Origin of the sequence: Alishewanella sp. BS5-314 (assembly GCF_025377695.1) — a bacterium.
In the GTDB taxonomy this organism is placed as follows: domain Bacteria; phylum Pseudomonadota; class Gammaproteobacteria; order Enterobacterales; family Alteromonadaceae; genus Alishewanella; species Alishewanella aestuarii.
This window is the reverse complement of the sequence record NZ_JACEHJ010000002.1, coordinates 684,162-698,947: the sequence shown is the minus strand read 5'-3', so window position 1 is coordinate 698,947 and position 14,786 is coordinate 684,162. Positions and strand designations below refer to the sequence as shown.

At 51.9% G+C, this 14,786-nt stretch carries 14 protein-coding genes; 7 read left to right on the top strand and 7 right to left on the bottom strand.

Features of this window, described 5'->3' with window-relative positions; genetic code table 11:
- Positions 1 to 76 precede the first annotated feature (76 nt).
- Positions 77 to 448, top strand: coding sequence for a DUF3718 domain-containing protein (locus H1D31_RS07780; protein WP_008610425.1), 372 nt, complete (start codon positions 77 to 79; stop codon positions 446 to 448).
- A 163-nt stretch (positions 449 to 611) separates the two neighbouring features.
- On the top strand, positions 612 to 3,779 hold the full coding sequence (locus tag H1D31_RS07775) for an amidohydrolase family protein (RefSeq protein ID WP_261257493.1): 3,168 nt from the start codon (positions 612 to 614) through the stop codon (positions 3,777 to 3,779).
- 47 nt (positions 3,780 to 3,826) lie between these two features.
- On the opposite strand, the gene H1D31_RS07770 is transcribed toward H1D31_RS07775, so the two are convergent.
- The 7 genes from H1D31_RS07770 to astA all read right to left on the bottom strand — a co-directional run bounded on the left by H1D31_RS07770 (position 3,827) and on the right by astA (position 9,348).
- Positions 3,827 to 4,210, bottom strand: coding sequence for a fluoride efflux transporter FluC (locus tag H1D31_RS07770; RefSeq protein WP_008951972.1), 384 nt, complete (start codon positions 4,208 to 4,210; stop codon positions 3,827 to 3,829).
- Positions 4,204 to 4,575: a fluoride efflux transporter FluC gene (locus H1D31_RS07765; protein ID WP_261257490.1), complete on the bottom strand. Its 372-nt coding sequence runs from the start codon at positions 4,573 to 4,575 to the stop codon at positions 4,204 to 4,206. The genes H1D31_RS07770 and H1D31_RS07765 overlap by 7 nt, the downstream gene beginning before the upstream one ends.
- Before the next feature lie 55 nt (positions 4,576 to 4,630).
- On the bottom strand, positions 4,631 to 6,118 hold the full coding sequence (locus H1D31_RS07760; RefSeq protein ID WP_261257489.1) for an FG-GAP repeat domain-containing protein: 1,488 nt from the start codon (positions 6,116 to 6,118) through the stop codon (positions 4,631 to 4,633).
- A 136-nt stretch (positions 6,119 to 6,254) separates the two neighbouring features.
- Positions 6,255 to 6,608 (bottom strand): DUF3718 domain-containing protein, encoded by a 354-nt coding sequence (locus H1D31_RS07755; protein WP_261257488.1) that lies wholly within the window; start codon positions 6,606 to 6,608, stop codon positions 6,255 to 6,257.
- Between the two features lie 112 nt (positions 6,609 to 6,720).
- Positions 6,721 to 7,272 (bottom strand): sugar O-acetyltransferase, encoded by a 552-nt coding sequence (locus H1D31_RS07750; RefSeq protein WP_261257485.1) that lies wholly within the window; start codon positions 7,270 to 7,272, stop codon positions 6,721 to 6,723.
- Between the two features lie 176 nt (positions 7,273 to 7,448).
- Positions 7,449 to 8,252, bottom strand: a complete 804-nt coding sequence (locus H1D31_RS07745; protein WP_261257483.1) for a DUF1338 domain-containing protein — start codon at positions 8,250 to 8,252, stop codon at positions 7,449 to 7,451.
- 67 nt (positions 8,253 to 8,319) lie between these two features.
- Positions 8,320 to 9,348 carry an arginine N-succinyltransferase gene (astA, locus tag H1D31_RS07740; RefSeq protein WP_065955782.1) on the bottom strand — a complete coding sequence of 343 codons (1,029 nt, stop codon included), beginning with the start codon at positions 9,346 to 9,348 and terminating at the stop codon, positions 8,320 to 8,322.
- Between the two features lie 138 nt (positions 9,349 to 9,486).
- Between astA and H1D31_RS07735 the strand changes: the two genes are divergently transcribed.
- The 5 genes from H1D31_RS07735 to cysW all read left to right on the top strand — a co-directional run bounded on the left by H1D31_RS07735 (position 9,487) and on the right by cysW (position 14,688).
- Complete coding sequence (locus H1D31_RS07735; protein WP_008610413.1) at positions 9,487 to 9,915, top strand: Lrp/AsnC family transcriptional regulator; 429 nt, start codon at positions 9,487 to 9,489, stop codon at positions 9,913 to 9,915.
- A gap of 151 nt (positions 9,916 to 10,066) precedes the next feature.
- Entirely contained in the window at positions 10,067 to 11,893 is a 1,827-nt protein-coding gene (locus tag H1D31_RS07730; RefSeq protein WP_261257478.1) for an SLC13 family permease, read from the top strand.
- 130 nt (positions 11,894 to 12,023) lie between these two features.
- Positions 12,024 to 13,022 carry a thiosulfate ABC transporter substrate-binding protein CysP gene (gene cysP, locus H1D31_RS07725; RefSeq protein ID WP_261257476.1) on the top strand — a complete coding sequence of 333 codons (999 nt, stop codon included), beginning with the start codon at positions 12,024 to 12,026 and terminating at the stop codon, positions 13,020 to 13,022.
- Positions 13,019 to 13,870, top strand: a complete 852-nt coding sequence (cysT, locus tag H1D31_RS07720; protein ID WP_261257474.1) for a sulfate/thiosulfate ABC transporter permease CysT — start codon at positions 13,019 to 13,021, stop codon at positions 13,868 to 13,870. Before cysP ends, cysT begins: the two co-directional genes overlap by 4 nt.
- Positions 13,867 to 14,688 (top strand): sulfate ABC transporter permease subunit CysW, encoded by an 822-nt coding sequence (cysW, locus tag H1D31_RS07715; protein WP_261257472.1) that lies wholly within the window; start codon positions 13,867 to 13,869, stop codon positions 14,686 to 14,688. The genes cysT and cysW overlap by 4 nt, the downstream gene beginning before the upstream one ends.
- The last annotated feature ends 98 nt before the right edge of the window (positions 14,689 to 14,786 follow it).

The window sequence follows — 14,786 nt, the reverse complement described above, 5'->3', positions numbered from 1 at the left end:
AGATGTCGATTGTGTCTTTCGCTGGTATTAAAACTATACTTAAGCCTGATCGTAAGGTACAACCTAGGAGTTTGTTATGAAATGTAAACTGTTAACCCTTGCTGCTGCCATTGCTGCTACAGCTTTCGTCAGTTCTCCTGTTGCCGCAAACGATCAACTGGCACAGTCAATTTGTTCTTATGTTGCCGCTGATAACCGCAACGCCCTGCGTAAAACCCTGTCTGATAACCGTTTACGTCTGAGCAACGTTTACTCAGGTATTCAGTGCGACGGTTTAACCTTAGTTCGTTTCGCGATTAAAAGCGGTGCTAACGATACCGCCGACTTTATTATCAAGCAGTTACCTGGTAGTCAGGTTGCAGCCTCAGGCGATATCGAATGGGCGCAAAGTAATGGCTTTGGTAGCTCACCGGTAATCGAGTCTCTGCAAGCCCGTGCTGGCGGCTAAGTCTGGCATCTTGCTTAAATAACGGCACCTTGGGTGCCGTTTTTATTTCTGTCCCTCCAGACGATACTTTTGCCGCATCACCCACCCCGCTACCTTAACTTTATGATCGCTTTATGCCACTCTGCTATTCTCGTTAACAGAATAATAAGATTAAGGATCAGCCATGCTTTATTTTAAGCCCAGCCTGCTGGCACTCGCCCTGGCCAGTTTACCGTTACAGGCCGACACCCCGGCCACCGAGTGGCAGGTTAATGCGCCGCAGGGAGAATTTAGCCAGGTTGATATTCAGGTCCAGCAAGGTAGCTGGATGAATGTCAGTGTAAGCCCGGATGGTAAAACCATCGTTTTTGATTTGCTGGGTGACATCTATAGCATGCCGATCAGCGGCGGAGCCGCGACTGCCCTGACCAATGATATCGCCTGGAATATGCAGCCGGTATTTAGTCCGGATGGCAAATATATTGCCTTTACCTCTGATCGCGATGGCGGCGACAATATTTGGATTATGCGCCCCGATGGCAGCGAACCCAGAGCCGTCACCAAAGAAAGCTTTCGTCTGTTAAATAGTCCAGCCTGGAGTCCGGACGGTCAGTTTATTGTCGCCCGTAAGCACTTTACTGCCAGCCGCTCCCTGGGAGCCGGTGAAGTCTGGCAATACCATATCAGTGGTGGCAACGGTGTGATGCTGACAGAGCGGCCGAACGATCAGAAAGATCTTGGCGAACCGGCGTTTTCACCTGATGGCCAATATATCTATTTTTCGCAGGACGATACGCCGGGTAAAACCTTTCATTACAGTCAGGATTCAGAAAGCGGTATCTATGCTATTAAGCGCTTTGAGCGCGCAACCGGCAATATTGAGGTATTACTGGCCGGTGCTGGTGGTGCCATTCGTCCGACCCCATCTCCGGACGGTAAATATCTGGCCTATATCCGGCGGGTCGATTTCCAAAGTACCTTGTTTTTATATGATTTAACCAGTGGCGAGCATATTAAACTGTACGATGGTCTGGACCGTGATATGCAGGAAACCTGGGCTATTCACGGCGTTTACCCTACCCTAAGCTGGACACCCGATAATCAGCAGTTAGTGTTCTGGGCCGGTGGCGAGATTAAAACGCTGCGACTCAGCGATAAAAGCGTCAGCACTATTCCGTTTAGTGTCAATACCAGTAAACAGATCCAAACCGCGCTCAGAGTGAAACAGGATCTGGATCAGTCACAGTTTGATACTAAGATGTTGCGCTTTGTTCAGGTTTCACCGGATGGTAAACAAGCCGTCTTTACTGCTCTGGGCCATTTGTATATCACCGAACTTAACAATCCCAGACCGCGGCGTTTGACCCGGCAAACTACCGATTTTGAATTCTATCCGCAGTTCTCGCGCGATGGTCGTGAGCTGGTCTATGTCAGTTGGAATGATCAGACACAGGGTGCAGTCAATATTCTGAATTTACGCAATAACCGGGTGACCAAACTGACTACAGAGCCTGGTAAATTTATTGAACCTACCTTTAGTCCGGATGGGCGCACCGTGGTATACCGTAAAATTGGTGCCGGCAGCCTGCTGCCAAAACAATGGTCAATGAATACCGGTCTGTATAAAGTCAGTAGCCGTGGCGGCGAAGCTGAGCTGATTGCCCGCAATGGCCGCGCTCCGATGTTTGGCGCCGGTAATGACAAGGTCTATGCGATGGACTTTGGCAGCGCCCCCAGACTGATCAGTATTGATTTGACCAAACATACGCAACAAACCCTGTACAGTGTCAAGTTTGGTACCGAATTTAAGCTGTCGCCGGATGGTAAATATCTGGCTTTTGCCGATCGCTTTAAAGTCTTTGTCACCCCCTTTGTCGAACGCGGCCGGCCAATTGAAATTGCCGCCAACGATAAGCAATTTCCGGTTAAACAGCTGTCGGTGCGTGCCGGCGAGTACATTAGCTGGGCCGGTGATAGCAGCAGCCTGTACTGGAGCCTGGGGCCGGAGCTTTACCAGCAACAGGTCAGTGGCTTGTTCGATCTGTCTGCAGCGAAAAGCCCGGAGCCAAAAATCACCCAGTTAGGCTTTTCGGCGCCCGTTGACATCCCACGCGGTACCGTTGCCTTTGTCGGTGGTCAGGTTATCACCATGCAGGGTGACAAGGTATTACAGGATGCGGTGGTGCTGGTCAGCGATAACAAGATCAGCGCTGTCGGCAGCCGCGACGAGATCGCTATTCCCAAAGACGCCAGGGTGTTTGATATTAGCGGTAAAACCCTGATGCCCGGCCTGTTCGATGCCCACGCGCATGGCAGTCAGGGCGTGCAACAAATTACCCCGCAGCAAAACTGGCAAAACTATGCGGCTCTGACGTTCGGGGTGACCAGTATTCACGATCCGTCGAATGATACCCGCGAAATCTTTAGTGCCAGCGAGCTGCAGCGTAGTGGTCAGATTGTCGGACCACGGATTTTCTCCACCGGCACCATCCTCTACGGGGCCGAAGGTGCTGGCTATACTTCGCATATCGATAGTCTGGACGATGCCAGGTTTCACTTAACCCGGTTACATAAAGTGGGCGCCTTTAGCGTCAAGAGCTATAACCAGCCGCGGCGCAACCAACGGCAGCAGGTGATCCAGGCCGCGCGCGAGCTGAATATGATGGTCGTGCCGGAGGGCGGCTCTCTGATGCAGCATAACCTGACGATGATCGTGGATGGTCACACCACCATTGAACATGCGCTGCCGGCAGCCAGAGTGTATCAGGATATCAAGCAGCTGTGGCAGGCCAGCGGCACCGCCTATACCCCCACGCTGAACGTGGCCTATGGTGGCATCTGGGGTGAAAACTACTGGTATGACAAAACCGAGGTATGGAAACATCCCCGCCTGAGCCGCTATGTACCCATGGATCAATTAGCGCCCCGCAGTATGCGCCGGCCCACCGCTCCCGAGCATCACTACAATCACTTTAATGTGGTAAAAACAGCGAATGAGCTGAAGGAGGTTGGTGTTGTCGCGAATATCGGCGCCCATGGTCAGCGCGAAGGTCTGGGAGCGCACTGGGAGATTTGGATGTTTGCCCAGGGCGGCATGACCGCACTGGAAGCGCTGCGTACCGCCACCCTGAACCCGGCGATCACCTTTGGTATGGACCATCAGCTGGGCAGTATTGAAGTGGGTAAACTGGCTGATTTGATTGTGATTAATGGCGATCCGTTGCAGGATATCCGGGTCAGCGATCAGGTGATTTATACGATGGTCAATGGCCGGCTGTTCGACGCCGAAACTATGCATGAGATAGGCCTGCGTGAGCGGCAACGCCAACCGTTCTACTTTGAAGCGCGTTAATCAGGTTGACCGTGAGATAGCCGGTGGCAGCAATGCCGCCGGCGACCTTATTCTGGCCGCTGAGCCAGGCGCATCCCGAGATAACAACAGCAACAGCCGCCGATAACAGTCAGCAGCAGATAGCTGCCGGCTGCGCCGTAACTGGCGGCACTATATAGCTGCAACAGCTCGAAACTAAACAAGGAAAACGTGGTAAAACCACCACAAAAGCCGGTCAGCCAGAATTGTTGCTGCCAGGCTGGCATCGGATAACGACCACCGGGCTGACTGACGATCGCTAACCAGCCAATTAGCAAGGAGCCCAGCAAATTAACCATTAAGGTTGCAAAGGGCCATACTGTTACCCCGACCCAGGCGCCAAGACTAAGGCGACAGGCCGAACCCAAACCGGCTCCCAAGGCGACCGCCGCAGTATCTTTCAGCTTTACCATAACTGCCGCCCGCACCAGCTACCAAATAGCAACAGCAACAGGCCACCGCCGACGCTAATGCCAGGATAAAGCAGCGCCTGGCGCAAAGCACGGCTGCGCCATAAGATCACAGTTTGTAAACTTAACGAAGAGACAGTGGTAAAACTGCCCAGGGCCGCTAATGCCAGGATCTGCCATTGCGCCTGACTCAGCTGCTGCAGATCCTTACCGGCCCATAACAGGCCAAGCAGAAAGGCGCCACTCAGATTTACCACTAGGGTTGGCAGCGGGAACGGCTTGGTCCAATAAGCCGCAAGCAGATTGGATAATAAAAAGCGGCAAACGCCGCCTACAGCAGCGGCCAGCAGCATCGCCAGATACAGCACCGGCAACTCCTTTAAAAAAAACCTATCTTGACCAGCGCCAGCGCTAACGTCAAGTTTAGTCTGTGTTTTGTACCGGCGTTAATAGCAACACCAGTTGATTGCGCTGCCCTTCGGCGTCGAGACTATCATAAGGCAGCACCAAATCGGCTTTGCCATCAGCATTCAGATCAAACACTCTGACCCGACTGGCATCGCGCGGCAAGGTTAACTGCACCTTGTCGCTGTTGCGGCTAAACAGGCGGCTGCGGTCCGGCGCAAAAAAGCGCAGCTCGGTGCCGGCTTCCCCCATCACCAGATGTTTACGGCCATCACCAGTCAGATCCATCAGCTCGAATAGCGGCATATCAAAACGCAGGTTACTGATACTGACCTCAATTTTTGCCTGTTGCCGGAAGTTGGCTTTCGCAGGATAACGCCTGTCCGCAGATAACAGATAGAAATCCACATCCAGATTAGCGCTGCCACGCAATAACACCCGCACAATGGTGCCGACACCAATCTTGGTGGTTGGAATATAAAAATCTTTACGGCCATCGCCGTTAAAATCGGCAATTACCACTTCGGTCGGCACCGAATCAACCGCAATTTCGGTGTCCGGCGCCGCACTGAAACTGAGCCCCTGCTCGGTCGCGCTGGCAAAATACACCAAAAAACGCGCACTGCGCTCCAGTGCATCAGCAATTTGCTCGACCCGCAGCACCAGGTCCGGCAAGCCATCGCCGTCGAGATCTGTGATCTCCTCCAAACTGACAATCCGCTGCCCGCTATAGCTACGTCCGGCATCTGAGCGCTGGTCGGCTTGTTGCTCAGTTGATAACTCCAGCGGCCAACCCGGTTGCCAGGGCTCGGTACTAAAGCTACCGTCTGCCTGCTGCAAAAAAACCAGCACCTGCCCGCCCTGCACAAAAAGAAGATCCGTCATGCCGTCCAGGTTAACATCCAAGGTATAAAAGCGCCGGCCACTGTAGTCGGCGCGGTTATTATTCCAGGTTTGCACCCTGGCACTAACAGGTAACGCAAAGTGGCGGAAACTGCCGTCCGCTTGCTGCCGGTACAGGTGATAAAACTGAAAATCCGGCAGTAAAATATCACTCAGGCCAGAGCCAAGATCGACAGTAAACTGCCGTTCGCGTAACCGCACGGCATCAACCACCCGAAACATTGACTCGCTCTGTAACAGCTTGCGCCAGTTAAAGCGGCCGTCCTGCTGCTCCAGCTGCAAAATGCCATCGGTCGTCAGCAACAACAGTTGCTCATGCTGATAGCCAGCCAGTTTGCCGCGGCTAAAATACTGTGCCTGCGGCGGTACTTCGATACTACGGGTCTGATAAGAGTTTAAATCGACCTGAGTCAGCCAGCGCTCATATTGGCTAAAACCAGAAACCCACAGCTGATGCTGTCCCGGCAGATGCACCAGGCTGCCGTTAGCCGGATGCCCCAAAGGCACGGTAATTTTTTCCAGCGGAAAGGCCAACAAGGATGGCGCGACCAACAACAATGGCAGCACCAGATAGCGTGCCCAACGCAAACTCTGCTTCAACATACGGGATTCCCTGATTAACTCTATTCCAGTACGGCTTTCGTCAGAAAAAAGTTTGAAAAAGTTCAGTGCCTTAACAAAATAAAGCCCCGCATTGCGGGGCTTAGTTACGAAAAGCAGCGCTGATAAGGCGCCAGCGTTATTCGCCTAAACGCGCCTTGATAATATTAACCAGCGGGTTGTCAGCAAAGCCATTCGCGGTTGCCCAGGCCTCATAGTTGGCATCAGCCAACACCTTTGCCGGCATTTGTTTGACAATAAAGGTACCTGTATCCAGTGCATCGCGGCGGATCGCCAATTGTAACAAACTTTCGTTATTGCAACGCACACCACTGTAGATATTACGCAGGTTTAACTTATTATCTGACAATACCTTGCGTACCTGATTACGATTATCTTCGGCTACAAAGCCACAAAGTGAAGCGGAAATTGCATCATTGGCCAGAGCGCTGGTGCTGCACAGTAACGCTGCGGCGATAAGCATTTTTTTCATATTATGTCCTGTTGGGTTATGACACCAAGTTGAATATAACGCCATTATAGGTTATTGCCAGTATCGGCGGCATAATTATCCCTGACATTTGAGCTAAGTGATTGAATAATAGTCAAAGCTGTTTCAATAATCTGGCCGGATTACCGCCAACAACAGCTCGGGCCGGTACGTCTTTTACCACTACTGCACCGGCGGCAATCACCGCCCCCTCACCAATACTAACGCCGGGACAAAGGATGGCGCCACCACCAATCCAGACATCATTAGCAATCTGTACCGGCAGCGCCTGCTCCACACCACTGCGCCTGGTTGCAGCATCGAGCGGATGATTAACGGTATAGATCTGCACCGCAGGGCCAACAAACACATGATGGCCAAAGGTGACTGGCGCAACATCGAGGATAGTGCAGTTAAAATTCAGAAAAACATGATCGCCAAAAGAAATATGTTTGCCGTAATCGCAGTAAAATGGCGGCTCAATAAACACCTGCTCGCCGAGTGTCGCAAATAACGCCTGCTGTAAACAACGGCGAACATTATGTTGCTCGGGTTGGGTTTTATTAAACTGCTGCGTCAACTTACGCGCCTCTAGCCGCAGCTCGCGCAAGTTTTTATCAAGCGGATCATACCAGGCACCGCTTAGCATTTTTTGATATTCAGTCATCTTGGATTAGCTCAGATTCATCGGAGGCATCGGCTAATGGTACCTCAGAACAGCACTATGCTGCGGAAGTTTTAACTGTTAGCAAAGGCTACTACTACTATCAGGATAGCGCGAGGGTGAAAAAAAGCCCCGGCACAAGGACCGGGGCAAAGTTCAGCTTTGGTTGAAATATTCGCTTAGCGGGCGTTGGTACTTTCGAAGATCTTATCCGCCGATGCCGCCACAAAACCGGTATACAGCAAGCCATTCGCCAAGGGGTAACGACGGGCAAACTCATAGAAACAGCTTGGAATGGTCGCCTCGGTATCGCTGAACTTAACGGTAACTAAATCCGCCAGCGTCGACGACTGTTCCAGATACACCTGTGGCGTACCTTTGATCTCGCCACCTGACGTGTTCAGCAGGAAGCCGGCAGCTTTCAGCGCCTGATTCACCTGCTCAAGGCTATCGAAATTCTGCAGATCATTGACGCTTACCGTAAAGTGATTAGCGCGATAACCCCAGGCGGCAACCCAGGCGGCATATTCACTTTCTGCCAGCAATTGTTCATAGGTTGCCTGGCTGACTTGCCAGTGAGTACCTGAGTACAGGAAATTATCTGCCGTGACCGCTTGCTCAGGGATCTGCGCCACTAACTGCTCGATGGTGGCTTTTAGCTCAGCTGAGCATTTTTCCAGCAGCAATTCAGAGATAAATACCTTGGGTAAGGTGCGATCGGCGTGCTCAAAATGCTTGGCGTAGAGTTTCTTTGCTTCAAAGTGGTATTCACCACACTCTTCATAACCCAGTGCCAGAAAGTGGGCTGCCAGCTTGTCTAAAGAAACCTTAGGCAGGTTAAAGGTGCGCAGTGCGATATGATCGTTAATCACGTCGTCTTGCTGCGAAGAACCCAGTAGTTGGTGCACTTTTTTGGCCGACGGGGTAACGCTCAGGTAGTCTTGCCATAAGTTATCGAATAACGCTTTTACATCAGTATGCATAGCAACTCCGCTTCGGGTTCAGTAGTTCAATATAATCAGCTGTCGTAGTGTAATGTACTGGCCGCGTTTAACGCTGATCCAGATTAATAAAACGGGCGAAATCGCCGCTTTCCAACTGCAAGACCTCAGCCATAGCCGGGCTTAGCAGCAAGAGTTGTTGCTCCGGGCAGTAATGCGCATCTTTACCAAAGCTGGCCCGGAAATGCCGCACCGCGGTATTGGCAATTGCCAGAGTCGACTCACCCTGCACCTCTTGCACCTTAACCGTGACTTTGCGGCTTTGCGCCACAGAGCGGATATCGGTTAGCTGAGCTTCTACAGTGGGGCCGGCGTCGAATAAATCAACATAGCCGCGATGACGGAAGCCCTCGGCTTCCAGCATTTTTAACGCAGGCTTGGTATTTTCATGCACCAAACCGATCACCTGCTGTGCTTGTTGCGGTAATAGATCAACATAGATCGGGTGCCGTGGCATCAGCTCAGCAATAAAGGACTTTTTCCCCACGCCAATCAACTTATCAGCGGTGGGAAAATCGATGGTTAAAAACAACTTTTGTAACCAGTTCCAGAACGGCGGTATACCGTTTTCATCGGCCGCACCCCGCATTTCAGCAATCACCTTGCTGGCAAAACGTGTCGGATGCTCTGCCATAAACAGAAAACGTACTTTCGATAAAAAGCGACCGGCATGGTTACGACGATAGCTTTCGCGCAGGAACAAGGTACAAATTTCTGACGCGCCGGTGTAATCATTACATAGCGTTAAGGTTTTCAGCTGGTTAAGGACGTTTAGTTCAGCGCTATGATGAATAATGGTATTTTGCTGGAAGTGATAAAGCGGCGTATGTAAGCCAACTGCCGCTTCGATGCCGGTAGTACCTACGATATCACCGCTACTGGTGTCTTCCAGCACAAACAAATAGCCCTGATCGCCCGGCTGATTAACCTGTGCCGCAAAGCTATGTTCAGCATGGGCAATTTTTTGCCCCAGCCGCTCATCATGATCAGGTAATGAGGTAAAACCCGGGCCGGACTCAATGGCAATGCGTTTTAACGCGGGAAAATCGGCAGCGGTAATAGGCCTGATCACTAACATTTAAAGGCGCCCTGAGAATAGCAACGGTCAATGCCGTCCGGATGTCGGCTATTATAGTTGGCAAAAAAATCAGATTGCAGTGGCATTTTTTGCAATTTAATCGATAATAAATGCATTCTGATAAGATATTTTGACATTATGCTAAATAAAGAAGATGAAAAACTGCTAGCACTGTTACAGCGCGATGCCCGGGCCAGTATTTCGGATCTGGCGCGTGCGCTGCAGCTATCCCGCACCACAGTACAAAACCGGCTACAGAAGCTGCAGGATAACGGCATCATTAAAGGCTTTACCGTTGAATTGGGGGAAAGTTACCTCAGCAACCTGGTATCGGCGCACGTCAGCATTAAGGTCAAACAAAAACTCACCGCCCGTACTAATGTCGAGCTACGGCAAATGCCACAAATTGCCGCCCTTTATGCGATCAGCGGCGAGTATGACTTGATTGCCATAGTCCAGGCGCAAACAACGGAGCAGCTTAGTCACCTGCTGGATGATATTGGTAATCTGGAAGGTGTGGAACGCACCACCTCCTCGGTGATCCTGGAAACTAAGTTCCACCGCTAATCAGGCACTTATCCACAGCACTTTTCTATCCACAGCACTCCGGCACCGGTCTGACCAGCTGTTTTAGTGTTTTTGATCAAGACGTTGTAACCTAAGGTACGCTATGCTGCGGTTGTAGCAGCGCTTCAGCCAGTTATGACAAAGGATCCTGATGACGATAGACTTGACGATAACGCTGGTTTTACTGGCCGCCGCCATGCTGGGCTTTACTGTCAATAAACCGCGTAGTGATGTTATTGCTTTACTGCTGATGCTGTTGTTTCCGCTCACCGGAGTCCTGACCTTATCGCAAAGTCTGGCCGGTTTTAGCGAGCCGGCCGTGCTTTTGATCGCGCTATTGTTCGTCATTGGTGAGGCCCTGGTGCGAACCGGTGTGGTTTATCGCCTTGGAGATTACCTGGTAAAACACGCCGGCAACAGTGAAAACCGGTTGCTGGTGCTATTAATGTTAGCCGTTGCCACTCTGAGTGCAGTAATGAGTTCAACCGGTGTAGTGGCGATTTTTATTCCGGTGGTACTGAGTATTGCCGCTAAGCTCAAGCTATCCCCCGCACCGCTATTAATGCCATTAGCATTTTCAGCCCTGATAGGCGGCATGCTGACGCTGGTAGCAACCCCACCCAATATGGTTGTGAACGCTGAATTACAGCGCGCCGGTGAGGCCGGATTCAGCTTTTTTGCTTTCGCGCCAATAGGCCTGATCGTTTTAATTCTGGGCATTGGCTATATGCTGTTAGCCAAAAGATTTCTAAGTCCCGCAGTGGGTCAAAACACCGGACAAGATAGTATCTCATTGAGTGGTTTGGCCGAACAGTACCGGCTGACCAGCCGCGAGTTCCGGCTACAGGTGCAGCCTCATTCGCCGCTGGTTAATCAACCTCTGAATACCCTTGGCTTACGCTCCGAGTACGGGATCAATGTGGTCGCAGTCGAACGTCCGGCGCGGTTACGCAGTTTATTATTGGTCGCCAACTCACAAACAGTAATACAAGCCGGTGATGTGCTGCTGGTCGATCTGGCCGCTGCCAGTGCCAGCGTACTTGAAGCCTCGGCCATTCTGGGGCTCAGCCCACAGCCATTGCACCACTCCTACTATAGCTTGCATGCACACCAGTTAGGTCTGGTCGAAGTCGCCTTGCCACCGGATTCGGCATTGGCCGGTAAAAGCATTCAACAAATCGGTTTTCGCAGCCGCTACCGGCTGAATATTGTCGGTATTAAACGCAAAGGCGAAGCCCTGCTAAATGTGTTACCTGATGAGGTACTGCAACAACAAGATACGCTGTTACTAGCTGGCAGTTGGTCAGAGATCCGCCGTTTACAGCAGCATAGACGCGATCTGTTGCTGCTAAGCTTACCAGCAGAGAGTAATGAAGCAACACCCGCCGCGGACAGAGCGCCCTACGCCATCGGCTCGGTATTGCTGATGATCGCGCTGATGGTGTCCGGTATAGTGCCAACGGTGTTAGCGGCATTGATCACCGCGTTAGTACTTGGCGCCTGCCGCTGTATTGACCTGAATAATGCCTACAAGGCAGTGCATTGGCCAAGTTTATTACTGATTGTTGGGATGTTGCCATTTGCTCAGGCACTGCAGCAAACCGGCGGCATTGATCTCGCTGTAAGCGGGGTATTACAACTAGCCGGCAATCAGGCCCCTCTGTTAATGCTGGCCTGCGTATTTATCATTACCATGTTATTTAGCCTGGTGATATCCAATACGGCGACAGCCGTACTGATGGCGCCGGTCGCGCTGAGTCTGGCCAGTGCCCTCAATGCCTCACCCTATCCTTTTGCGATGATGGTGGCATTAGGCGCATCGACCGCCTTTATGACCCCCATTGCTTCACCAGTCAATCTGCTGGTGATGGGCCCCGGCCAGTACCGCTTTATCGACTTTTTGAAAATTGGCAGCCCCTTTACCTTATTGGTACTGATGGTCAGTCTGATACTGGTACCGCTGTTTTTTCCACTTTAAGCGCTATGCTGCTCTGGATCTGGTTATAGCCTGATGCTATGCCTTATAACAAATTAGCTTAATGAAATGCCTTGTCGCAAAAAATTGGCATATTAAACTGGCTGCAGTTTCTTATTTTGGAGAATTGCAGATGCGTAAGTTGATCATTGTTGCCGGCTTACTGGCGTCCAGCCTGTCGGTGGCGTCAGCCAAAGAATTATTAAATAGTAGTTACGATATTTCCCGCGAATTATTTGCCGAAATTAACCCGCTGTTTGTTGCACACTGGCAGGCAAAAACCGGCGAGACCCTGACCATCAACCAATCGCATGGCGGCTCTTCCCGGCAGGCGCAGGCCATTATTCAGGGCTTACGTGCTGATGTGGTGACCTTTAATCAAAGTTCGGATATTGATGTGCTGCATCAACGCGGCAACCTGCTACCTGCCAACTGGCGCGAGCGGTTACCCAATAATGCCTCCCCTTACTACTCCACCATGGCATTTTTAGTACGCAAAGGTAACCCGAAAAACATTCAGGACTGGGCCGATCTGACCCAGGGCGACGTGAGCCTGGTATTCCCTAACCCGAAAACCTCAGGTAACGCCCGTTATACGTATCTGGCAGCCTATGGTGCGGCTAAGCAGCGCCTTGGTGATGACGCAGCGCGTAACTGGATGGTCGATTTCCTGCGCCGTGTCGTCGTATTTGATACCGGCGGTCGTGGCGCTACCACCTCCTTTATCGAGCGCCAACTGGGTGATGTATTGATTACCTTTGAATCGGAAGTGAACAATATTATCGCCCAGTACCCGGACCTGGAGTTACAACGGGTGGTTCCGGCAACGAATGTGCTGGCCGAGTTTCCGGTTGCCTGGGTAGATCGCAACGTCACACGTAACGGCACCGCCGAACAAGCCAAAGCCTATCTGGAATTTCTGTACACCGCAGAAGCGCAGCAGCTGCTGGCTAACTTCTTCTACCGTGTCCATCATCCGGAGGTGATCGCTGCAAATGCTGATAAGTTTCCGCAGACCAACCTTTTTACCGTAGAGCAAGTATTTGGCGATTGGGATAAAGTGCATACTGACCACTTTGCCAACAACGCTGAGCTGGATAAGTTACTGGCAGAAGGACGCCGTAATCGATGAGTTTGCCGGCTTTTCAGGCCCTGCGTAGCAAAAGTGTACTGCCCGGCTTTACCATCAGCCTGGGCAGTAGCTTGTTTTTTATTGGCCTGGTGATTCTGCTGCCGCTTACCGGTCTGGTGATGCAGGTAGCAGAGCTCAGCCTGGCCGATTACTGGGCCATTATCAGTGATCCCCGGGTAGTGGCTTCTTACAAGGTCACACTGTCCGCCGCCCTGGTCGCCAGTATTTTTAACCTGTTCTTTGGCCTGCTGATGGCCTGGATCCTAACCCGCTATCGTTTTCCGGGCCGCTTGTTGCTAGACGGCCTGATGGACCTGCCGTTTGCCCTGCCTACCGCAGTTGCCGGCCTGACGCTGGCGGCACTCTATGCCACCCAGGGTTGGTTTGGTCAATATCTGGCACTGTGGGACATTAAAGTTTCCTATACCTGGCTTGGTATAGTAGTGGCGATGATTTTCACCAGTGTGCCCTTTGTGGTGCGCACCGTGCAGCCGGTACTGGAAGAATTTGGTCCGGAATACGAAGAGGCGTCGGCTACCCTGGGTGCCAACCCGTTACAAACCTTTTGGCGGGTGATCATGCCGGAGATCAAACCGGCGTTACTAATGGGGACTGCCCTGTCTTTTACCCGTAGCCTGGGGGAATTTGGCGCGGTGATTTTTATCGCCGGTAACCTGCCCTGGCAAACCGAGGTCACCTCACTGATGATCTTTATCCGGCTGCAGGAGTTTGATTATGCCGCCGCTGCCGCCATTGCCAGCGTGGTATTGCTGGCATCGCTGGTGCTGCTGTTTGTGATTAACGGCATCCAGCAGCGCTATCAGCATATCAGTGGAGCTTTGAAATGACGTCTAAGCTTGGTGCTTCACCATTATTACGCAGGGCGCTGATCGGTACAGGCGTAGGCTTCAGTGTGCTGTTATTGCTAACGCCACTGCTATTAATCTTTATTGCTGCCTTTTCGGCCGGCATAGGTGGCGTGATCAGCAATTTACGCGATGCGGATATGCTGCATGCCATTGGCCTGACGTTACTGGTTGCCGGTCTGACCGTGCCGATCAATCTGGTATTTGGTACCCTGATTGCCTGGTGCGTCACCCGCTTTACCTTCCCCGGACGTCGGCTGCTGCTGACGCTGATTGATATCCCGTTCGCCGTCTCGCCGGTGGTGGCGGGCTTGCTTTACCTGTTGTTATACGGCAGCAACGGACCTTTTGCGACCTGGCTGGATGCCGCTGATGTACAGTTAATGTTTGCCTGGCCGGGCCTGGTGATGGTTACGGTCTTTGTGTCCTGCCCCTTTGTGGTAAAAGAACTGGTACCACTGATGTCGACCCTCGGCACCGAGCAGGAAGAAGCGGCAGTGTTACTGGGCGCCAGCGGTTGGCAGGTATTCTGGCATATTACCTTTCCCAATATCCGCTGGGCCTTGCTGTATGGGGTGATTCTGACAAACGCCCGGGCGGTTGGCGAGTTTGGTGCGGTGTCGGTGGTATCCGGCACGATTCGCGGCCAAACTAATACCCTGCCATTGCATATCGAACTACTGCAGCAGGACTACAATGCCACCGGCGCCTTTATCGCTGCCGCTCTGCTCACCCTGATGGCGATTGCCACTTTAATCGTCAAAGCTATTCTGCAATGGCGGCTCCAGCGCGATCATTAATGCCCAAGCTGGTCAGACCGGTACCGGAGTGCTGTGGATAAATGCCAGACTGGTTAAATCTGTACCGGAGTACTGTGGAAATCTGTACCGGAGTGCTG